The sequence below is a fragment of the Pseudomonas sp. NPDC089428 genome (genome assembly GCF_044749325.1).
In the GTDB taxonomy this organism is placed as follows: Bacteria; Pseudomonadota; Gammaproteobacteria; order Pseudomonadales; family Pseudomonadaceae; genus Aquipseudomonas.
Window position 1 is genome coordinate 4,418 of the sequence record NZ_JBIVHT010000016.1, and the last position, 24,779, is coordinate 29,196.

Consider the following 24,779-nt stretch of genomic DNA (forward strand, 5'->3'; position numbering starts at 1 on the left):
TCAGCTGTTGTTGTTGTCGATCTTGATGGTCGGGTCGGCGCCGCTGATCAACGAGTTGATCGAGGTGTGCGACCAGTCCACCCCCTCCAGCTTGATACTGACATCGGCGTTGGCCAGGCCACCGGCAGCGTTGAGCTTGCCCTCGGTACTGATCTGCAGGGTCGATTCGCCACCCACGGTGGTGATCTTCAGGTAGTTGTCGATGGTCGTGCCGCGTTCACCTTGCAGCAGGTCGGTCAGGTCGAGGCGGTCGCCTTCGCTCAGCTTGAAGTCCTTGATCACGTCTTGGCCGATGTCGCCGGCTTTCCACACGAAGGTATCGGCGCCAGCGCCACCGCTGAGAATGTCGTTGCCCTTGCCGCCGATCAGGGTGTCGTTGCCAGCCCCGCCAAACAGCAGGTCGTTGCCTTCGCCACCGAGCAAGGTGTCGTTGCCGGTGCCGCCGAGCAGGATGTCATTGCCCTTGCCACCGTCGATGTAGTCGTTGCCACCCTGGCCAAAGATGATGTCGTTGCCGCCCCCGCCCATCAGGGTGTCGGCGCCGTCGTTGGTGCGCGACAGGTCGAAGTCGGTGTAATGCTCGGAGATGTACTGGTGCATCACCTTGGCATCCACCAGGCTCGCGTCCACGCCCAGCTTGGTCGCGACGAAGGCCTGCACGGCTTCGATGCCGCTACCGGGTATCGAGTCGAAACTCACCAGGTCGCCGAAGATGATGTCGTGGCCATCGCCGCCGTTGATCGTATCGGCACCGGCAATGGTCTGGTCGGTGTGGCCGAGGATCGCATCGGTGATCTTGGTCGGGTCGACGTTGACCTGCGGTACGCCGTCGCTGTCGAACGGCTTCAGGTCGGTGCTGCTGATGCCCGTGCCGACGCCGACGGCCTCGACCGACGACAGTGCCGAGAGCAGCGCAAAGCTGGAGGTGGCGTTGGTCAGGGTGTCGCTGGTCGTGCTGCTGCCGGTGCCGGCCAGTTTCGACAGCTCGTAGCCGCCGTTGCCTTCGGCGTGGATCAGGCCGGTGGTCACGGCACTCCACTTGTAGCTCAGGCTCAGCAGGTCGAAGCTGCGGGTTTCGGCGGTGAGCTTGCCGGTGGCGTCGATCGACACCCGGTTGCTGGTGTCCAGCTGATAGTTGGTCAGGGTGTCGCCCATCTTGTAGCTGATGTTGCTTAGCAGCGTGTCGAGCTTGACCGAGCTGTTGGCCAGGGCCGGGTTGGTCTGCTCGCCGGTCTGGTAGTAGGTCGGCTGGCCATCGGTGAGGAAGTAAGTCTGGTTGGTGCCGGTGACGCCGGCGTTCTTCAGGCTCTGGAACCAGTTGGCCGTGGTCTTGAAGGCGTCCTCGTAGTTGGTGCCGCCGTCCGCGCTCATGCCGCTCAGGGCATTGAGCAGGGTCTTGAGGCCGGCATCGTTGAGGGTGACCGCCACGGTGCTCTTGACCTGAGTGCCGAAGTCCACCAGCAGCACATTCACCGTGCCGACCCCGGTGGCCTTGGCATCCGCCAGCAACGCCTGGAACGTGGTGGCCAGCGATGCCTTGGTTGCCTCGATGCCGGTGGTGCTCATGCTGCCCGAGGTGTCGACGATGAAGGCGAGGTTGTAGTTGGTGCCGGCGGCCATGTGCAGGCCGGCGGTGTCGGCGATGATGATGTCGTCGCCGTAGGTGCCGGTTGTGCTGTCGTTGGCGGTGGTCAATTGGGAGGTGGTGTAGGTGTCCGGGTACACCGTGACCTTGAGCGTGCCCTCGGTGGTGGCAAAGCTGCCGCCGACCGACTCGGTGGACGTCGAAGTGACCTTCACATCGAACTGGCCGCTGTAATAGGACGGTGTCTTGATCGTCAGGCTGCTCAGGGTCCAGCCGCTGACGTCGACTGCCGTGGTCCCCACGGTAGCGCTATGCCCGGCGCTGTCGCTGATCACCGAGCCCGCCGGGATGCCTCCCAGCTTGACGCTCAGGGCCTCGGAGCCGTCTGTGTCGGTCAGGCTGCTGCTGATGCCCACCAGCTTGACGCTGCCGTTCTCCGGCCCTTCGTTGAGCTTGTAGCCATCGTAGTAGCCCTGGCCGCTGCTGCCATGCAGGTCGGACAGCGTGACACCGGCGTTGGCCAGGGCGGTGACGTTCGGGTACATCGCGATGCTGGTGCTGTTGAAGTCGCCCACCGTACCGCTGCCAACCTTGATATTGACGTCATAGCTGCCAGGGCCCGCCTGGTTGGCGTGGTAGATCTCCAGGGTGTAGTAGCCACTGGTAGTGGGCGTGTAAGTACCTGACACTGTGCCGCCAGCGCCCCAGGTGGCGGTGACCACGTTCTTGCCGCCAATGTTCACCAGCAGGCTGTCATCGGCGCTGCCGCTGAAGGTGTAGGTCTTGCCGGCTTCCAGGAACACCAGGCCGGACGTCTTCGAACCGCTTTGGGCCGCAACGCTGGCGTCGGACTGCACATTGGTGGTGGTCTCGGACTTGGTGGCGGTGCCCGAGTTGGTGAATACCGTCTTCAGCGCATCGCCGGTTATGCCGTTGCCGTTGTTGCCCAGGCCGGTGAGGGTAGTCCAGGTTTCCTTGGTCAGGCCCAGCGAATTGACGTTGTTGCTGCCGATGCTCAGGGTCGGGGCGTCGGCGACCGGCGTGATGTCCACCTTCAGCGTGGTCTCAGTACCCGGGGTCATGCCGTCAGTGGGCTTGAACTTGATCTGCGCATAATCAGCCTGGTTGTTGCCCACGCCAGTGCCGCCATAGCCGTCAATGCCCGACTGATTGGCCAGCGGCACGAACTTGAGCTTGCCGGCAGCGATATCGGCCTGGCTCACGGTCTGGTTGACCGTCACGTTCACCCAGGCGGTGCCGTTGTTGTACTGCAGTGTGCCAAGGGTCGGCAGCTGGGTGATGGTCACGCCCAGGCTCGAGGTGGGGCTGTCGACGTCGGTGACGTTGAAGTTGCTCCAGTTCAGCACCAGTGCGGTGTCCTCGACACCGGTGACGACACCCCCGGTGGATACAGGGGCATCGTTGACCGCCACCACGTTGACCGTGGTGGTCGCGGTATTGGACACATTGACCCCGTCGGTGACCGTGACCGTGATGATCCGCGGCGTGGTGCTTGGGTCTTCGCTGGTGTTGACGAAGGTGATGTTCTTGATCGCCTGCATGTAGTCGGCCAGCGAGGCGTTGCCTGTCAGGGTCAGCACCACCTTGCCGGCGGTCACGCTGGAGGTAATGGTAATGCCGTTGACGCTGCTGCCCAGGTTCAGTGCATCGCCGGCCTGGGCGTTGGTCAGGGTGACTGTGGCGCCGGCCATCTGTGTGCTGTCGAAGTCGGTGATGGAGATATCCAGGTCACTGATCGAGTTGCCGCTGCCGTTTTCGGTGAAGGTCGTCTGGAAATCTGCACCGGTCTTGCCGCTGGAGTCGTTGGCGTCGAGGTCCAGCACCGGGGCAGGTTCGTACAGCTGGGTGGTGATGCTGCCCGCGGTGCTGCTGACCGCCAGCCCCTCGAAGTTGCCGCCGGTGGCCGAATCGATCTTGATGGTGAACTGCTCGGTGCCTTCGGTGACGTTGTCCTTGATGGTCGGGAGGGTGAAGGTTGCCTGGTTGCTGTTGGCCTTGATGGTCACCGTGGCCACGCCGGTGTAGTCGACGCCGTTGGTGGCGGTGCCGCTGTAGCTCAATTTGACCACCACATCGGTCTGCGGTGGATTGCTCAGGGTCAGGGTGTAGGTGGCGTTGTTGCCCTCGGCCACGGTGGCGGAGCCGGTGATGCCGAGGGTGGTGGTGTTCAACGTATCGGTCACGGCGGTGACCGCTGGCGCCGGGTTCACCACCAGGCTTTCGAAGTTGCCGCCGGTGGCGTTGGTGATGGTGGTGCTGACCGTGGTCGCGTCGAGGTAGACGTCATCGGCAGGTGCGGCCACGGTGACGCTGCCGGAAGACTGGTTGGCGCCGATGCTGATGGTCTGGCCGTTGCTCAAGGTCACGGTGACGGCGGTCTGTGCCGGGTTGGTAAGGGTCGCGGTGTAGACGATCTGGCCGCCCTCGGCCACGGTGGGGGTGGCGGTCAGGGTGACAGTGGTGGTGTCCTGCACATCGGTGACATTGGTGCTGAGCACGGCCTTGTTCGCCACCAGGTTCTCGTAGCTGCCACCGGAAACGCTGCTGATGCCGTTGGTGACGGCGGCATGGCCCTGATACACATCATTGGTCACGGCAGCTGTGGCGCTGCCGGAGCTCTGGCCGACCGGAATGGTGATGGTCTGGCCATTGGTCAGGGTCACGATCACCGGGGTCACGGTGACCGCAGCACTGACGGTGGCGGTGTAAACGATGGTGCCACCCTCGGCCACCGATGGCGTGGCGCTCAGGGTCACGGTGGTGGTGTCCTGCACATCGCTGACCGCGGTGCTGACGCTGGCGGTGTTAGCGACCAGGTTTTCGTAGCTGCCGCCGGACACGTTGGTGATGCTGTTGGTGACCGGAGCGTGGCCCAGATAGACGTCGTTGGTCACACTGGCGGTGGCGGTGCCGGAGCTCTGGCCAACTGGAATGGTGATGGTCTGGCCGTTGGCCAGGGTCACTGTCACAGCGCTGCCAGTAACCGGCGCGCCGACGGTTGCCGTGTAGGTGATCGTGCCGGCCTCGGCCACGGATGGCGTGGCCGTCAGGGTGACGGTTGTCGTGTCCTGCACATCGGTGACGCTGGTGCTGACCGGCGTCTGGTTGGCCACCAGGTTTTCGTAGTTGCCACCGCTGACGGCGGTGATGCTGTTGGTGACCGGCGCATGCCCCTGATAGACATCGTTGGTCACGCTGCCCGTTGCGGAGCCTGAGATCTGGCCGACCGGGATGGTGATGGTCTGGCCATTGGCCAAGGTCACCGTCACTGGGCTGCCGGTCACAGCGGCACTGACGGTTGCGGTGTAAACGATGGTGCCGCCCTCGGCCACCGACGGTGTGGCGGTCAGCGTGACGGTCGAAGTGTCGATGGTATCGCTGACATTGGTCACCGCTGGGGTGCTGTTGACCGCCAGATTCTCAAAGTTGCCCCCCGTGGCGTTGGTGATGCGGGTGCTGACCTGGCCGGCATCGAGGTAGGGGTTATCGCCGTGCGTGGCGACGCTGACGCTGCCGGAGGTCTGGTTGGCGCCGATGGTGATGGTCTGGCCGTTGCTCAGGGTGACGGTCACCGGAGACTGCGCGGCGTTGGTCAGGGTCGCGGTGTAAACGATCTGGCCACCTTCGGCCACGCTCGGCGTCGCCGACAGTGAGACCGTCGTGGTGTCCTGAAGGTCGGTGACGCTGGTGCTGACCTGGGACTTGTCGGCGACCAGGTTCTCGTAGTTGCCGCCCGACACGTTGCTGATGCTGTTGGTGACTGGCGCGTGGCCCTGGTAGACATCATTGCTGACTGCGCCGGTGGCGGTTCCTGAACTTTGGCCGACCGGGATGGTGATGGTCTGGCCATTGGTCAGGGTGACTACGACCGGGCTACCGGTGACCGGGGCTCCCAGGGTAGCGGTGTAGGTGATCGTGCCGCCCTCGGCCACGCTTGGCGTGGCGGTCAAGGTTACTGTGGTGGTGTCCTGGACATCCGTGACGCTGGTGCTGACCGTCGTTTTGTCAGCCACCAGGTTTTCGTAATTGCCACCGGACACATTGCTGATGCTGTTGGTGACCGGGGCATGGCCCTGATAGACATCATTGCTGACGGCACCGGTGGCGGTTCCTGAACTTTGGCCGACCGGGATGGTGATGGTCTGGCCATTGGTCAGCGTGACGACCACTGGGCTGCCGGTGACAGGTGCGCTGACGGTTGCGGTGTAAACGATGGTACTGCCCTCGGCGACCGAAGGTGTCGCCGTCAGCGTCACGGTCGATGTGTCGATAGTGTCGGTGACGCTGGTGCTGACCTGGGTTTTATCCGCAACCAGGTTCTCGTAGTTGCCACCACTGACGTTGCTGATGCTATTGGTGACGGCCGCATGGCCCTGATAGACATCGTTGCTCACGGTAGCCGTAGCGGTACCCGAGCTCTGGCCGACCGGAATGGTGATGCTCTGGCCGTTGGCCAGGGTGACTACGACGGCATTACCCGTGACCGGTGCGGTGACCGTGGCGGTGTAGACGATGGTTCCACCTTCAGCCACTGATGGCGTAGCGGTGAGGCTGACAGTCGAGGTGTCGACGGTATCGGTGACATTGGTCACCGCTGGCGTGCTGTTGATCGCCAGGTTTTCGAAGTTACCGCCAGAGGCATTGGTGATGCGGGCGCTGACCTGGCCGGCGTCGAGGTAGGGGTTATCGCCGTGGGTGGCGACGCTGATGCTGCCGGAGGTCTGGTTGGCAGCGATGGTGATGGTCTGGCCGTTGCTCAGGGTAACGGTCACCGGCGACTGCGCGGCGCTGGTCAGGGTGGCGGTGTAAACGATCTGGCCACCTTCAGCCACGCTCGGGGTCGCCGACAGCGAGACCGTGGTGGTGTCCTGCACGTCGGTGACGCTGGTGCTGACCGTCGTCTTGTCAGCCACCAGGTTTTCGTAATTACCACCGGACACATTGCTGATGCTGTTGGTGACCGGGGCATGGCCCTGATAGACATCGTTGCTGACGGCACCGGTGGCCGTGCCGGAGCTCTGGCCGACCGGGATAGTGATGGTCTGGCCATTGGTCAGGCTGACCACCACTGGGCTGCCGGTGACCGGTGCCCCCACGGTGGCCGTGTAGAGAATGGTGCCGCCTTCGGTCACGGATGGCGTGGCCGTCAGGGTGACCGTGGTGGTGTCGGTCACATCGGTGACGCTGGTGCTGACTTGAGACTTGTCGGCCACCAGATTCTCGTAGTTGCCGCCACTGACATTGCTGATGCTATTGGTGACGGCCGCATGGCCCTGATACACATCGTTGCTGACGGCAGCCGTAGCGGTCCCCGAGCTCTGGCCGACCGGGATGGTGATGGTCTGGCCATTGGTCAGGCTGACCACCACTGGGCTGCCGGTGACCGGCGCACCTACGGTGGCGGTGTAGAGGATTGTGCTGCCTTCGGTCACAGACGGCGTGGCCGTCAAGGTTACGGTGGTAGTGTCAGTCACATCGGTGACGCTGGTGCTGACTTGGGACTTGTCGGCCACCAGATTCTCGTAGTTGCCGCCACTGACATTGCTGATGCTATTGGTGACGGCCGCATGGCCCTGATACACATCGTTGCTGACGGCGACCGTTGCAGTCCCCGAGCTCTGCCCGACCGGAATGGTGATGGTCTGGCCGTTGGCCAAGGTGACCACGACGGCAGAACCGGTGACCGGTGCGGTGACCGTGGCGGTGTAGACAATGGTCCCGCCTTCGGCCACCGATGGCGTAGCGGTGAGGCTGACAGTCGAGGTGTCGACGGTATCGGTGACATTGGTCACTGCTGGGGTGCTGTTGACCGCCAAATTCTCAAAGTTGCCCCCCGTGGCGTTGGTGATGCGCGCGCTGACCTGACCGGCATCCAGGTACGGGTTATCGCCATGGGTAGCAACGTTGACGCTGCCAGATGTCTGGTTGGCGCCGATGGTGATGATCTGGCCGTTGCTCAGGGTAACGGTCACTGGAGACTGCGCGGCGTTGGTCAGCGTCGCGGTGTAAACGATCTGGCCACCTTCGGCCACGCTCGGGGTCGCCAACAGCGAGACCGTCGTGGTGTCCTGCACGTCAGTGACGCTGGTGCTGACCTGGGATTTGTCAGCAACCAGATTCTCGTAGTTGCCGCCAGTGACGTTGCTGATGCTGTTGGTGACGGCCGCATGGCCCTGATAGACATCGTTGCTGACGGCACCGGTGGCCGTGCCGCTGCTCTGGCCGACCGGAATGGTGATGGTCTGGCCATTGGTCAGCGTGATCACGACCGGACTGCCGGTGACCGGTGCACCCACGGTGGCCGTGTAGAGGATAGTGCCGCCTTCGGCCACGGATGGCGTAGCCGTCAGGGTGACTGTGGTGGTGTCGGTCACATCGGTGACGCTGGTGCTGACCTGGGATTTGTCGGCGACCAGGTTCTCATAATTGCCGCCTGTCACATTGGTAATGCTGTTGCTGACCGCAGGATGGCCTTGGTAGACGTCGTTGAAGACTGCTGCGGTGGCGGTGCCGGAACTCTGGCCCACCGGAATGGTGATGCTCTGGCCGTTGGCCAAGGTGACCACGACGGCAGAGCCAGTGACCGGTGCACCCACGGTGGCCGTGTAGAGAATGGTGCCGCCTTCGGCCACGGATGGTGTAGCCGTCAGGGTGACTGTGGTGGTGTCGGTCACATCGGTGACGCTGGTGCTGACTTGGGACTTGTCGGCGACCAGGTTCTCGTAGTTGCCATCACTGACGTTGCTGATGCTATTGGTGACGGCTGCATGGCCCTGATACACATCGTTGCTGACGGCAGCCGTAGCGGTCCCCGAGCTCTGGCCGACCGGGATGGTGATGCTCTGGCCGTTGGTGAGGGTGACTACTACCGGGCTGCCGGTAACCGGTGCGCCCACGGTGGCCGTGTAGAGGATGGTGCCGCCTTCGGTCACTGACGGCGTGGCCGTCAACGTTACGGTGGTGGTGTCAGTCACATCGGTGACGCTGGTGCTGACTTGTGACTTGTCGGCGACCAGGTTCTCGTAGTTGCCACCACTGACATTGCTGATGCTATTGGTGACGGCTGCATGGCCCTGATACACATCGTTGCTGACGGCAGCCGTAGCGGTCCCCGAGCTCTGCCCGACCGGAATGGTGATGCTCTGGCCGTTGGCCAGGGTTACTACCACCGCAGAGCCCGTAACCGGTGCGGTCACTGTCGCGGTGTAGACAATGGTCCCGCCTTCGGCCACCGATGGTGTGGCGGTCAGGCTCACGGTCGAGGTGTCGATGGTATCGGTGACACTGGTCACTGCTGGCGTGCTGTTGACCGCCAAATTCTCAAAGTTGCCCCCCGTGGCGTTGGTGATGCGGGTGCTGACCTGGCCGGCATCGAGGTAGGGGTTATCGCCGTGTGTGGCAACGCTGATGCTGCCGGAGGTCTGGTTGGCGGCGATGGTGATGGTCTGGCCGTTGCTCAGGGTGACGGTCACTGGCGACTGCGCGGCATTGGTCAGGGTTGCGGTGTAGACGATGCTGCCGCCCTCGGCCACGGATGGCGTGGCCGTCAGGGTGACGGTGGTGGTGTCAGTCACATCGGTGACGCTGGTGCTGACTTGTGACTTGTCGGCGACCAGGTTCTCGTAGTTGCCACCACTGACATTGCTGATGCTATTGGTGACGGCTGCATGGCCCTGATACACATCGTTGCTGACGGCAGCCGTAGCGGTCCCCGAGCTCTGCCCGACCGGAATGGTGATGCTCTGGCCGTTGGCCAGGGTTACTACCACCGCAGAGCCCGTAACCGGTGCGGTCACTGTCGCGGTGTAGACAATGGTCCCGCCTTCGGCCACCGATGGTGTGGCGGTCAGGCTCACGGTCGAGGTGTCGATGGTATCGGTGACACTGGTCACTGCTGGCGTGCTGTTGACCGCCAAATTCTCAAAGTTGCCCCCCGTGGCGTTGGTGATGCGGGCGCTGACCTGACCGGCATCCAGGTACGGGTTATCGCCATGGGTAGCAACGCTGACGCTGCCGGAAATCTGGTTAGCGGCGATGGTGATGGTCTGGCCGTTGCTCAGGGTGACGGTCACTGGAGACTGCGCGGCGTTGGTCAGAGTCGCGGTGTAAACGATCTGGCCACCTTCAGCCACGCTTGGCGTCGCCGACAGTGAGACCGTCGTGGTGTCCTGAACGTCAGTGACGCTGGTGCTGACCTGGGACTTGTCGGCGACCAGGTTCTCGTAGTTGCCGCCAGTGACGTTGCTGATGCTATTGGTGACGGCCGCATGGCCCTGATACACATCGTTGCTGACGGCGGCCGTTGCGGTCCCTGAACTCTGGCCGACCGGAATGGTGATGCTCTGGCCGTTGGCCAGGGTGACCACCACCGCAGAGCCCGTAACCGGTGCGGTCACCGTGGCCGTGTAGACAATGGTCCCGCCTTCGGCCACCGATGGCGTGGCAGTGAGGCTGACAGTCGAGGTGTCGACGGTATCGGTGATATTGGTCACCGCTGGCGTGCTGTTGACCGCCAGATTCTCAAAGTTGCCGCCCGATGCATTGGTAATACGGGCGCTGACCTGGCCGGCATCGAGGTAGGGGTTATCGCCGTGCGTAGCGACGCTGACGCTGCCGGAGGTCTGGTTAGCGGCGATGGTGATGGTCTGGCCGTTGTTCAGGGTGACGGTCACTGGCGACTGCGCGGCGTTGGTCAGGGTCGCGGTGTAAACGATCTGGCCGCCTTCGGCCACACTCGGGGTCGCCGACAGCGAGACGGTGGTGGTGTCCTGCACGTCGGTGACGCTGGTGCTGACCACTGTTTTGTCAGCCACCAGGTTCTCGTAGTTACCGCCAGACACGTAGCTGATGCTGTTGGTGACTGGCGCGTGGCCCTGGTAGACATCATTGCTGACTGCGCCGGTGGCGGTTCCTGAACTCTGGCCGACCGGGATGGTGATGGTCTGGCCATTGGTCAGGGTGACTACGACCGGGCTACCGGTGACCGGGGCTCCCAGGGTAGCCGTGTAGAGGATGGTGCCGCCTTCGGTCACGGACGGCGTGGCCGTCAACGTTACGGTGGTAGTGTCGGTCACATCCGTGACGCTGGTACTGACCTGGGATTTGTCGGCCACCAGATTCTCATAGTTGCCGCCGCTGACGTTGCTGATGCTATTGCTGACGGCCGCATGGCCCTGATAGACGTCGTTGCTCACCGCGCTAGTTGCGGTGCCTGAGCTTTGGCCGACGGCAATGGTGATGGTCTGGCCATTGGTCAGCGTGACCACCACTGGGCTGCCGGTGACCGGTGCGCCTACGCTGGCCGTGTAGGTGATAGTTCCGCCCTCGGACACGGATGGCGTGGCCGTCAGGGTGACCGTGGTGGTGTCAGTCACATCGGTGACGCTGGTGCTGACCTGGGTCTTGTCTGCGACCAGACTCTCGTAATTGCCGCCGGAAACGTTGCTGATGCTGTTGGTGACCGAGGCATGGCCCTGATAGACATCGTTGCTGACGGCGTCGGTGGCCGTACCGGAGTTTTGGCCAACCGGAATGGTGATGCTCTGGCCGTTGGCCAGCGTTACCACGACCGGGCTGCCGGTGACGGGAGCACCGACGCTGGCCGTGTAGAGGATGGTCCCGCCCTCGGCCACGGACGGCGTGGCTGTCAGCGTCACTGTGGTGGTGTCCTGAACATCGGTGACCGTAGTGCTGACCGTGGCGGTATTGGCGACCAGGTTTTCATAGTTGCCGCCGCTGACGGCGGTGATGTTGTTGGTGACCGGGGCGTGCCCCTGGTAGACATCGTTGCTCACGACTCCGGTGGCGGTGCCGGAACTCTGGCCGATCGGGATGGTGATGGTCTGCCCGTTGGCCAGGCTGACCACCACTGGGCTACCGGTGACCGGAGCACCCACGGTGGCGGTGTAGAGGATGGTCCCGCCTTCGGGCACGGAGGGCGTGGCCGTCAGGGTGACGGTGGTGCTGTCCTGGACATCGGTCACCGTGGTGCTGACTGTCGCCTTGTTCGCCACCAGGTTTTCATAGTTGCCGCCTGACACATTGCTGATGCTGTTGCTGACTGCGGGATGTCCCTGATAGACGTCGTTGGATACTGCCGTCGTTGCACTCCCCGAGCTCTGCCCAACCGGAATGGTGATGCTTTGACCGTTGGCCAGGGTGACCACGACGGCAGAACCCGTAACCGGTGCGGTCACTGTCGCGGTGTAGACGATGGTCCCGCCTTCCGCTACCGATGGCGTCGCGGTCAGGCTCACGGTCGAGGTGTCGACGGTATCGGTGACGCTGGTCACCGCTGGCGAGCTGTTCACCGCCAGGTTTTCGAAGTTGCCTCCCGATGCGTTGGTAATGTGCGCGCTGACCTGGCCTGCGTCGAGGTACGGATTATCGCCATGGGTAGCAACGCTGACGCTGCCAGAGGTCTGATTAGCGGCGATGATGATGGTCTGGCCGTTGCTTAGGGTGACGGTCACCGGAGATTGTGCGGCGTTGCTCAGAGTCGCGGTGTAAACGATCTGGCCACCTTCGGCCACGCTCGGGGTTGCCGACAGCGAGACCGTGGTGGTGTCCTGCACGTCCGTGACGCTGGTGCTGACCTGGGATTTGTCAGCGACCAGATTCTCGTAGTTGCCGCCGCTGACACTTGTAATGCTGTTGGAAACTGCCGCGTGCCCCTGATAGACATCGTTGCTCGCGGCGCCGGTGGCCGTGCCGGAGCTCTGGCCGACCGGGATGGTTATAGTCTGGCCATTGGTCAACGTGACCACCACCGGACTGCCGGTGACCGGAGCACCCACAGTGGCGGTGTAGAGGATGGTGCCGCCTTCGGCCACGGATGGCGTGGCCGTCAGGGTGACTGTGGTGGTGTCCGTCACATCCGTGACGCTGGTACTGACCTGGGACTTGTCGGCCACCAGATTCTCGTAGTTGCCGCCGGAGACGTTATTGATGCTGTTGGTGACCGCGGGTTGGCCCTGATAAACGTCGTTGGATACCACAGCCGTTGCGGTCCCTGAACTCTGGCCGACCGGAATGGTGATGCTCTGGCCGTTGGCCAGGGTTACTACCACCGCAGAGCCCGTAACCGGTGCGGTCACTGTCGCGGTGTAGACAATGGTCCCGCCTTCAGCCACCGATGGCGTAGCGGTCAGGCTGACGGTCGAGGTGTCGACGGTATCGGTGACATTGGTTACCGCTGGCGTGCTGTTGACCGCCAGGTTTTCGAAACTGCCGCCTGATGCGTTGGTGATGCTGGCGCTGACCTGGCCGGAATCCAGGTAGGGGTTATCGCCGTGCGTGGCGACGCTGACGCTTCCGGAAATCTGGTTGGCAGCGATGGTGATGATCTGGCCGTTGCTCAGGGTGACGGTCACCGGAGACTGCGCGGCGTTGGTCAGGGTGGCGGTGTAAACGATCTGGCCACCTTCGGCCACGCTCGGCGTCGCCGACAGTGAGACAGTCGTGGTGTCCTGAAGATCGGTGACGCTGGTGCTGACCTGGGACTTGTCGGCGACCAGGTTCTCGTAGTTGCCACCGCTGATATTGCTGATGCTGTTGGTGACGGCCGCATGGCCCTGATAGACATCGTTGCTCGCGGCGCCGGTGGCAGTCCCCGAGCTCTGGCCGACCGGGATGGTGATGGTCTGGCCATTGGTCAGCGTGACCACCACCGGACTGCCGGTGACCGGAGCGCCAACGGTGGCGGTGTAGAGGATGGTGCCGCCTTCTGCTACGGACGGTGTGGCGGTCAGGGTGACGGTGGTGGCGTCCTGGACATCGGTGACGGTGGTGCTGACCTGGGTCTTGTCTGCGACCAGGTTCTCGTAATTGCCGCCCGACACGTGGTTGATGCTGTTGGTGACCGGAACATGGCCCTGGTAGACGTCATTGCTGACAGCGGCCGTGGCGGTGCCAGAGCTCTGGCCGACCGGAATGGTGATGGTCTGGCCATTGGTCAGGGTTACTACGACCGGGCCGCCGGTGACCGGTGCGCCCACGGTCGCGGTGTAGATGATAGTCCCACCCTCGGCCACGGACGGCGTGGCGGTCAGGGTGACGGTAGTGGTGTCGACGGTATCGGTGACGCTGGTCATCGCTGGCGAACTGTCGACCGCCAGGTTTTCGAAGTTTCCGCCCGACGCGTTGGTAATGTGTGCGCTGACTTGGCCGGCGTCGAGGTACGGGTTATCGCCATGGGTGGCAACGCTGACGCTGCCGGAAATCTGGTTGGCAGCGATGGTGATGGTCTGGCCGTTGCTCAGGGTGACGGTCACCGGCGACTGTGCGGCGTTGGTCAGGGTGGCGGTGTACACAATCTGGCCACCTTCGGCCACGCTCGGGGTTGCCGACAGCGAGACCGTGGTAGTGTCCTGCACGTCGGTGACGCTGGTGCTGACCGTAGTGGTGTTAGCCACCAGGTTCTCGTAATTGCCACCACTGACGGCGGTGATGTTGTTGGTGACCGTGGCATGGCCCTGGTAGACATCGTTGCTCACTGTGCCAGTAGCAGTACCGGAGCTTTGGCCAACGGCAATGGTGATGGTCTGCCCGTTGGCCAGGCTGACCACCACTGGGCTGCCGGTGACCGGCGCACCCACGGTGGCCGTGTAGAGAATGGTGCCGCCTTCGGTCACAGACGGCGTGGCCGTCAGGGTGACGGTGGTGGTGTCGGTCACATCGGTGACGCTGGTGCTGACTTGGGACTTGTCGGCCACCAGATTCTCGTAGCTGCCGCCACTGACATCGCTGATGCTATTGGTGACGGCTGCATGGCCCTGATACACATCGTTGCTGACGGCAGCCGTAGCGGTCCCCGAGCTCTGCCCGACCGGAATGGTGATGGTCTGGCCGTTGGCCAAGGTGACCACGACGGCAGAACCGGTGACCGGTGCGGTGACCGTGGCGGTGTAGACAATGGTCCCGCCTTCGGCCACCGATGGTGTGGCGGTCAGGCTCACGGTCGAGGTGTCGATGGTATCGGTGACACTGGTCACTGCTGGCGTGCTGTTGACCGCCAAATTCTCAAAGTTGCCCCCCGTGGCGTTGGTGATGCGCGCGCTGACCTGACCGGCATCCAGGTACGGGTTATCGCCATGGGTAGCAACGTTGACGCTGCCAGATGTCTGGTTGGCGCCGATGGTGATGATCTGGCCGTTGCTCAGGGTGACGGTCACTGGCGACTGCGCGGCGTTGGTCAGGGTTGCGGTGTAGACGATGCTGCCGCCTTCGGCCACCGATGGCGTAGCGGTCAGGCTCACGGTCGAGGTGTCGACGGTATCGGTGACGCTGGTCACCGCTGGCGAGCTGTTCACCGCCAGGTTTTCGAAGTTGCCACCCGATGCGTTGGTAATGTGCGCGCTGACCTGGCCTGCGTCGAGGTACGGGTTATCGCCGTGGGTGGCAACGCTGACGCTGCCGGAGGTCTGGTTGGTGCCGATGGTGATGGTCTGGCCGTTGCTCAGGGTGATGGTCACCGGCGACTGCGCGGCGTTGGTCAGAGTCGCGGTGTAAACGATCTGGCCACCTTCAGCCACGCTTGGTGTCGCCGACAGTGAGACCGTCGTGGTGTCCTGAACGTCGGTGACGCTGGTGCTGACCGTCGTTTTGTCAGCCACCAGGTTTTCGTAATTACCACCGGACACATTGCTGATGCTGTTGGTGACTGGGGCATCGCCCTGATAGAAATCGTTGCTGACGGCACCGGTAGCCGTGCCGCTGCTCTGGCCGACCGGAATGGTGATGGTCTGGCCGTTGGTGAGGGTAACTACCACCGGGCTGCCGGTGACTGGCGCGTCCACGGTGGCGGTGTAGACGATGGTGCCGCCTTCGATGACCGACGGTGTGGCCGTCAGCGTGACAGAAGTGGTGTCCTGCACATCGGTCACCGTGGTGGTGACCACGGCCTGGTTGGCCACCAGATTTTCGTAGTTGCCGCCGCTGACAGCGGTGATGCTGTTGGTGACCGGCGCATGTCCCTGGTAGACGTCGTTGCTCACGGCGCTGGTGGCTGTGCCAGCGCTCTGGCCGACGGGAATTATGATGCTCTGCCCGTTGGCCAGGGCCACGACCACGGCAGAGCCGGTGACGGGAGCGTTCACCGTGGCGGTGTAGACGATGGTGCCGCCTTCGGCCACGGACGGCGTGGCGGTCAGGGTGACGGCGGTGGTGTCGACGGTATCGGTGACGCTGGTCACCGCTGGCGAACTGTCGACCGCCAGGTTTTCGAAGTTTCCTCCCGATGTGTTGGTGATGTGCGCGCTGACCTGGCCGGCGTCGAGGTACGGGTTATCGCCATGGGTGGCAATGCTGATGCTGCCAGAGGTCTGGTTGGCGCCGATGGTGATGGTCTGGCCGTTGCTCAGGGTGACGGTCACCGGCGACTGCGCGGCGTTGGTCAGAGTCGCGGTGTAAACGATCTGGCCACCTTCAGCCACGTTCGGAGTCGCCGACAGCGAGACCGTGGTGGTGTCCTGAACGTCAGTGACGGTGGTGCTGACTGTCGCGGTGTTAGCCACCAGATTCTCGTAATTGCCACCGGACACATTGCTGATGCTGTTGGTAACGGCTGCATGACCCTGATAGACATCGTTGCTGACTGCACCGGTAGCCGTGCCGGAGCTCTGGCCCACCGGGATGGTGATTGTCTGGCCGTTGGTGAGGGTGACCACCACCGGGCTGCCGGTGACCGGAGCGCCGACGGTGGCGGTGTAGAGGATGGTGCCGCCTTCTGCAACCGATGGCGTGGCGGTCAAGGTCACGGTTGTCGTGTCCTGTACGTCCGTGACAGTCGTACTGACCTGGGACATGTCGGCGACTAGGTTTTCAAAGTTGCCGCCCGTCACATTGCTGATGCTGTTGCTGACCGCCGGGTGGCCCTGGTAGACGTCGTTGGATACGGAAGCAGTTGCGGTGCCGGAGCTCTGGCCGACTGGAATGGTGATGCTTTGCCCGTTGGCCAGGTTCACCACGACTGCGGAACCCGTAACCGGGGCGGTCACTGTCGCGGTGTAGACGATAGTCCCACCCTCGGCCACCGATGGCGTAGCGGTCAGTGTGACGGTCGAAGTGTCGACGGTATCCGTGACATTAGTCACTGCAGGAGTGGAGTTGATCGCCAGGTTTTCGAAGTTGCCACCTGTGGCATTGGTAATTCGCGCACTGACCTGGCCGGCATCAAGGTACGAATCATCGGCTGGCGCAGCCATGGTGATGCTGCCGGAGGTCTGGTTGGCAGCAATGGTGATGGTTTGGCCGTTGCTCAGGGTGACGGTCACCGGAGACTGTGCGGCATTGGCCAGAGTTGCGGTGTAAACGATCTGGCCACCTTCGGCCACGCTCGGGGTCGCCGACAGCGAGACTGTGGTGGTGTCCTGCACGTCGGTGACGCTGGTGCTGACGGGGGCCTGATTGGCGACCAGGTTCTCGAAGTTGCCGCCGCTGACACTGGTGATGCTGTTCGAAACGGCCGCATGCCCCTGGTAGACGTCGTTGCTGACGGCGCCCGTGGTGGTGCCATAGCTTTGGCCGACCGGGATGGTAATGGTTTGCCCATTGGCCAGACTGACCACAACCGGGCTACCGGTAACGGCCGCGTCTACGGTGGCGGTATAGAGGATGGTCCCGCCCTCGGCCACGATTGGCGTGGCCGTGAGTATGACGGTCGTAGTGTCCTGCGTATCGGTGACCGCGGTGCTGACCGGTGTCCGGTCGGCGACCAGCTCTTCGAAGTCGCCGCCCGACACTGATGTGATGCTGTTGGTGACCGGGGCGTGGTCCTGATACACGTCATTGCTCGCGACGCCGGTCGCGGTCCCGGAACTCTGTCCAACTGGGATAGAGATGGACTGCCCGTTGGCCAGGGTGACGACCACCGCAGAACCGGTGACAGGTGCGTTCACCGTGGCGGTGTAGACAATGCTGCCGCCTTCGATGACCGACGGTGTGGCCGTCAGCGTGACAGTAGTGGTGTCCTGCACATCGGTCACCGTGGTGGTGACCACGGCCTGGTTGGCCACCAGGTTTTCGTAGTTGCCGCCGCTGACAGCGGTGATGCTGTTGGTAACTGGCGCATGTCCCTGGTAGACGTCGTTGCTCACGGCGCTGATGGCTGTGCCAGCGCTCTGGCCGACCGGAATGGTGATGGTCTGGCCGTTGGTGAGGGTGACTACCACCGGGCTGCCGGTGACTGGCGCGTTCACCGTGGCGGTGTAGACGATGGTGCCGCCTTCGGCCACGGACGGCGTGGCGGTCAGGGTCACGGTTGTCGTGTCCTGTACGTCCGTGACAGTCGTACTGACCTGGGACTTGTCGGCGACCAGGTTTTCAAAGTTGCCGCCCGTCACATTGCTGATGCTGTTGCTAACCGCCGGGTGGCCCTGGTAGACGTCGTTGGACACGCCAGCAGTGGCGGTGCCGGAGCTCTGGCCGACTGGAATGGTGATGCTTTGCCCGTTGGCCAGGTTCACCACGACTGCGGAACCGGTGACGGGGGCTGTCAGCGTGGCGGTGTAGACGATGGTCCCGCCTTCAGCTACCGATGGCGTCGCGGTGAGGCTGACAGTCGAGGTATCGACGGTGTCGGTGACTTCAGTCACCACTGGCGTGCTGTTGACTGCCAGATTCTCGAAGTTGCCGCCCGATGCATCGGTAATGTGTGCGCTGACCTGACCGGCATCCAGGTAGGGGTTATCGCCGTGCGTGGCGACGTTGATGCTGCCAGAGGTCTGGTTGCCGCCGATGGTGATGGTCTGGCCGTTGCTCAGGGTGACGGTCACCGGAGACTGTGCGGCATTGGTCAGAGTTGCGGTGTAAACGATCTGGCCACCTTCGGCCACGCTCGGGGTCGCCGACAGCGAGACTGTGGTGGTGTCCTGCACGTCGGTGACGCTGGTGCTGACGGGGGCCTGATTGGCGACCAGGTTCTCGAAGTTGCCGCCGCTGACACTGGTGATGCTGTTGGAAACGGCCGAGTGCCCCTGGTAGACGTCGTTGCTGACGGCGCCCGTGGTGGTGCCATAGCTTTGGCCGACCGGGATGGTAATGGTTTGCCCATTGGCCAGACTGACCACAACCGGGCTACCGGTAACGGGCGCGTCTACGGTGGCGGTGTAGAGGATGGTCCCACCCTCGACCACGGACGGCGTTGCCGTCAGCGTGACGGTGGTGGTGTCCTGAATATCGGTCACCGTGGTACTGACCGTGGCGGTATTGGCGACCAGGTTTTCATAGTTGCCGCCGCTGACGCCGGTAATGTTGTTGGTGACTGGCGCATGACCTTGATAGATGTCGTTGCTCACGACGCCGGTGGCAGTCCCCGAGCTCTGGCCGACGGGGATAGTGATGGTCTGGCCGTTGCTGAGGGTGACTACCACCGGGCTGCCGGCAACCGGCGCACCCACGCTGGCCGTGTAGGTGATGGTCCCGCCCTCGGCCACAGACGGCGTTGCGGTCAGGGTGACGGTGGTGGTGTCAGTCACATCGGTGACGCTGGTGCTGACCTGGCTCTGATCGGCGACAAGGCTCTCGTAATTGCCGCCGGAAACGTTGCTGATGCTGTTGGTGACGACCGCATGGCCTTGGTAGGCGTCGTTGCTGACGGTGCCCGTGGTGGTGCCGCTGCTCTGGCCGACCGGGATGGAGATTATCTGGCCATTGGTCAAGGTCACCACGACCGGGCTGCCGGTAACCGGTGCGCCCAAGGTGGCGGTGTAGAGGATGGTGCCCCCTTCGGCCACGGACGGCGTGGCCGTCAGGGTCACTGTTGTAGTGTCCTGCACATCGATGACCGAGGTGTTGACCGTCGCGGTGTTGGCAATCAGGTTCTCGTAATTGCCACCACTTACGGCTGTTATGGCGTTGGTGACAGGTGCGTGCCCCTGATACACATCGTTGCTCACGACATCGGTGGTGGTGCCGGAACTCTGGCCGATCGGTATGGTGATGGTCTGGCCATTGCTGAGGGTCACCACGACCGGGCTGCCGGTAACTGGTGCGCCTATGGTGGCGGTGTAGAGGATGGTGCCACCCTCGGCCACGGACGGCGTGGCAGTCAGGTTGACGGTGGTGGTGTCCTGAACATCGGTCACCGTGGTACTGACCGTGGCGGTATTGGCGACCAGGTTTTCGTAGCTACCACCGGCCACGCTGCCGATGCTGTTGATGACCGGCGCATGGCCCTGATAGGCGTCATTGCTGACGACAGCCGTCGCGGTGCCAGAGCTTTGGCCGACCGCGATGATGATGGCCTGACCATTGGTCAGTGTCACCACGACCGGGCTGCCGGTAACTGGCGCGTCTACGGTGGCGGTGTAGAGGATGGTCCCGCCCTCGGCCACGATTGGTGTGGCCGTGAGTATGACGGTGGCGGTGTCCTGAACATCGGTGACCGTGGTGTTGACCGTGGCGGCATCGGCGATCAGGTTTTCGTAGTTGCCACCGCTGACGGCAGTGATGTTGTTGGTGACCGGGGCGTGACCCTGGTAGACGTCGTTGCTCACGGCCTCGGTAGCGGTGCCCGAGCTCTGGCCAACAGGGATAGTGATGGTCTGACCGTTGGCCAGACTGATCACGACCGGGCTGCCAGTGACCGGGGTCCCTACACTTGCGGTGTAAGTGATGACCCCGCCTTCGGCTACCGATGGCGTGGCGGTCAGGGTCACGGTGGTGGAGTCTTGCACATCGGTGACGGTGGTGCTGACCGTCGCGGCATTGGCTACCAGGTTTTCGTAATTGCCGCCGGACACGCTGCTAATGCTGTTGATGACGGGTGCATGGCCCTGATAGGCGTCATTGCTCACAGCCGCTGTGGCGGTGCCGCTGCTCTGCCCGACGGGAATGGTGATGATCTGGCCGTTGGCGAGAGTGACCACCACGGCGGAGCCGGTCACTGGCGCATTTACCGTAGCGGTATAGACAATGGTGCCGCCCTCGGCGACGCTCGGTGTCGCCGACAGCGAGACCGTCGTAGTGTCCTGCGTATCGGTGACGGCCGTGCTGACCTGGGTCTTGTCGGCGAGCAGATTCTCGTAATTCCCGCCCGTGACGTCTGTGATGCTGTTGGTGACGGAGGCATGGCCTTGGTAAACGTCATTGCTCACGGCGCCGGTGGCGGTGCCGGAGCTCTGGCCAACCGGAATGGTGATGGTCTGGCCGTTAGCCAAGGTCACCACTACAGGGCTGCCGGTAACCGGCGCATCCACCGTCGCGGTGTAGAGGATGATGCCGCCCTCGACGACACTCGGCGTGGCGCTCAGGGTCACATGGGTGGTATCGACCGTATCGGTGACATCCGTCACCGCTGGCGCGCTGTTCACCGCCAGGTTCTCGAAGTTGCCGCCCGTGGCCTGGATAATGTGCGCACTGACCTGTCCGGCATCGACATACGGATCATTGCCAGGGGCCGCGACGCTGATACTCCCCGACATCTGGTTGGCGGCGATGGTGATGGTCTGGCCGTTGCTCAGCGTAACGGTCACTGCCGATTGCGCGGCGCTGGTCAGCGTGGCGGTGTAGAGGATCTGCCCGCCCTCGGCCACGCTCGGCGTCGCCGACAGCGAGACGGTCGTAGTGTCCTGCACGTCGGTGACGCTGGTGCTGACCGTCGTTTTGTCAGCCACCAGGTTTTCGTAATTACCACCGGACACATTGCTGATGCTGTTGGTGACTGGGGCATCGCCCTGATAGAAATCGTTGCTGACGGCACCGGTAGCCGTGCCGCTGCTCTGGCCGACCGGAATGGTGATGGTCTGGCCGTTGGTGAGGGTGACTACCACCGGGCTGCCGGTGACTGGCGCGTCCACGGTGGCGGTGTAAACGATCTGGCCACCTTCAGCCACGCTCGGGGTCGCCGACAGCGAGACTCTGGTGGTGTCCTGCACGTCGGTGACGCTGGTGCTGACCGTCGTTTTGTCAGCCACCAGGTTTTCGTACTTACCACCGGACACATTGCTGATGCTGTTGGTAACGGCTGCATGGCCCTGATAGACATCGTTGCTGACAGCACCGGTAGCCGTGCCGGAGCTCTGGCCGACCGGGATAGTGATGGTCTGCCCGTTGGTGAGGGTGACCACCACCGGGCTACCGGTGACCGGCGCTCCCACGCTTGCGGTATAGAGGATTGTGCCGCCTTCCAGCACGGACGGCGTGGCGGTCAGGGTAACCGTGGTGGTGTCCTGCACATCCGTGACGGTGGTGCTGACTGGCGTCTGATCGGCCAGCAGATTTTCGTAGTTGCCCCCGCTGAAGCCGGTGATGCTGTTTCCGATCGGCGCATGCCCCTGGTAGGCATCGTTATCCACAACCGCAGTGACAGTTCCCGAACTTTGCCCGACCGGGATGGTGACAGTCTGGCCATTGGCAAGGCTGACGACCAGCGGCTCGCCAGTCACTGGTGCATTCACGGTCACGGTGTAGACGATGGTGCCGCCCTCGGCGACGGCGGGGGTCGCCGTTAACGTCAGGGCGAGGCTGTCCGGCACATTGGTCACGCTGGTACTGACCGGTGTCTGGTCCGCCACCAGGTTTTCGAAGTCGCCCCCGCTGATCCCGGCGATGCTGTTACTGATTGCTGCATGCCCCTGATAGGGCTCGTTGCTTACAGTGGCCGTGGCCGAGCCGACGCTTTGCCCGACGGCGATGCTGATGGTCTGGCCATTGCTGAGGGTGACCACCACGGGAGCCCCCGTCACCGGGGCGTCGAGGGTCACGGTGTAGACAATGCTTCCACCCTCGGCCACCGAAGCTGTCGCACTCAGCGTTGCCCGCACGCTGTCCAGCACGTCGGTCACGCTGGTGCTGACCGGCGCGGGGTCGGCCACCAGGCTTTCATAATTGCCGCCACTGACCCCGATGATGCTGTTGGTCACCGGCGCGTGCCCCTGATACACGTCGTTGCTTGCAGTTCCCGTGGCCGTGCCGGCGCTCTGGCCGACCGCAATGGTGATGGTCTGCCCGTTGGCGAGGGTGATGTGCAGCGGTGAGCCGGTGACCGGCGCATTCACGGTGGCGGTGTAGACAATGGTCCCGCCTTCGGCTACCAACGGTGTAGCGCTGAGCGTCACGGTCGAGGTATCGAGGGTGTCGGTGACCGTCGTCAGCGCCGGCGTACTGTTGAACGCCAGGTTCTCGAAGTTGCCGCCGCTGGCCTGGATGATGCGCGCGCTGACCAACCCGCCATCGACGTAGTGGTCGTCGCCCGGTGCGGCCACGCTGATGCTGCCGGACGTCTGGTTGGCCGCGATGGTGATGCTCTGGCCGTTGCTCAGGGTTACGGTTACTGCGGTCTGGCCGGGGTTGCTGAGGGTCGCGGTGTAGATGATCTGGCCACCCTCGGCCACGCTTGGGGTCGCGGTCAGGGTCACCGTGGTGGTGTCCTGTACTTCGTTGATCGTGGTGCTGACTGGCGCTGGGTTGGCGACCAGATTTTCGAAGTTGCCACCGCTGACCGTGCTGATGCTGTTACTGACTTGTCCCTGCCCCTGATACACATCGTTACCCACCGGTACGCTGACCGTGCCGACGCTCTGGCCCACTGCCACGGTGATGGTCTGGCCGTTGGCCAGGGTCACCACCACCGGCGTGCCAGTGACCGGCGCCGAGAGGCTGGCGGTGTAGACGATGGTGCCGTTTTCGCTGGCCGAGGTGCTGGCTGTCAGGGTCACTGTAGTGGTATCGGCCGAATCGCTGATCACGGTCACTACGGGCGCAGGGTTGGCCTCCAGATGCTCAAAGTTGCCACCGGTCACGGATGTGATGCTGGCGTTGAGCGTGCTTGCGCCCTTGTACACATCGTTGGCCACCTGCAACGACACGCTGCCGCTGCTCTGGCCCGCAGCAATACTGATGACCTGGCCATTGGACAGGCTGACCGTGACGGCGGTCTGCGCCGGGTTGCTCAGGGTCACGGTGTAGGTGATCGCACCGCCTTCGGTCACCGTAGGGCTTGCGCTGAGGGTGGCGGTGGTGGTGTCGATGCTATCGACCACGCGGGTGCTGGCCGGGGTATTGTCGATGCTGACGGGCAGTCCGCCACCAGTGGTACCGGCGATGTTCACCGACAGCACCCGGTCATCGACGTACACTGTGTCGTTGGCAGGCAACGCGACATTCACCGAGCCACTGGTCTGCCCGGCGGCAATCACGATTACCGCACCATTGGACAAGGTCACGGTGAGGTCGCTGAGCGGGGCTTGGCCCACTGTTGCGACATAGACGATGGTGCCACCGTTCTCACTGATTGACGGCGTCGCGCTCAGTGTCACGGCCGTCCCCGTGTCCGCAGCCACGGTCGTGTCCACGCCGGCGAACTGCTCGAAACGCAGGCCCTCGCTGAAATTCAGCGGCCCGGTCTGGTAGCCGACCGTCGGGTCGACCCGCCCGGCGGTTTCCTCGAGCATGACGACACTGTGCCCGCCACCGAGGGCGCCACTGCTGCCCGAAGACGTTGGGCCTGCTGCCGTCGCCTCCAGCGCCGTAGTCGGGTCGACGCCCGCCTGGATGGCCTGTTGCAGCTGCTCCACTGACGGCGCCGTCTGTGCTGTGGCCAGGCGCATATCGGTGCTGCTATCAGGGGTACCGGCGCTCCACTGGCTATCGCGACCAAGGTCCAGGTAGCGCCCATCCGGCAGTTGCAGGGTAATGGCCCCCCCTACACCAGTCAGTACCTGCTCGCCCGCATACAGCCGATCGCCTTCGATAAGGACACGGCGGATGCCTTCTGGGGATACCGCGATGACTTGGCCAACAATGCTCTTGACGATGGCGACTACCGTGCTCATGGGGCTCTCCAGATGACTCGATCAGTATCTTCCATGCCCCGCTGACGGGTGTGTGGAGTGGTTAGAAAGTGCTTTTATTCAGGGAATATAGAAAGTTCGAACTTGCAATCTCAGGGCTGCCGTTAAATGACGAAATATTGACTACTCTTGTCCCACTGCGAGTGCTGGGCAATCTAAAGTCATATCGTTAATTAACCGCTTGCCAACTCTCACTTTCGTATTAGTTGTAATGTCTTTTTAGCGAAAGAACGCTTGTGTTCGCTGTCTAGGCCCCATGCTGCTTGGCATTGGCAAATATTCACCCGCCTCTTGGTACAGGCGCTGCGCAGCTTTGACTTGCGCGGGCGAGATCAATCGTTAGTCTTTGATAGTGAGGCTGGAAGGGCGGCTATATTTTCTGA

At 63.1% G+C, this 24,779-nt stretch carries 1 protein-coding gene; it reads right to left on the reverse strand.

Annotation, left to right across the window (positions count from 1 at the left end):
- Complete coding sequence (locus ACIPZ5_RS22880; protein ID WP_400810791.1) at window positions 1-24,378, reverse strand: immunoglobulin-like domain-containing protein; 24,378 nt, start codon at window positions 24,376-24,378, stop codon at window positions 1-3.
- Between the last annotated feature and the right edge of the window lie 401 nt (window positions 24,379-24,779).

Bases quoted from the DNA above. Each gene is read 5' to 3' on its own strand.
- ACIPZ5_RS22880 (WP_400810791.1), bottom strand. From the start codon at position 24,378: ATGAGCACGGTAGTCGCCATCGTCAAGAGCATTGTTGGCCAAGTCATC.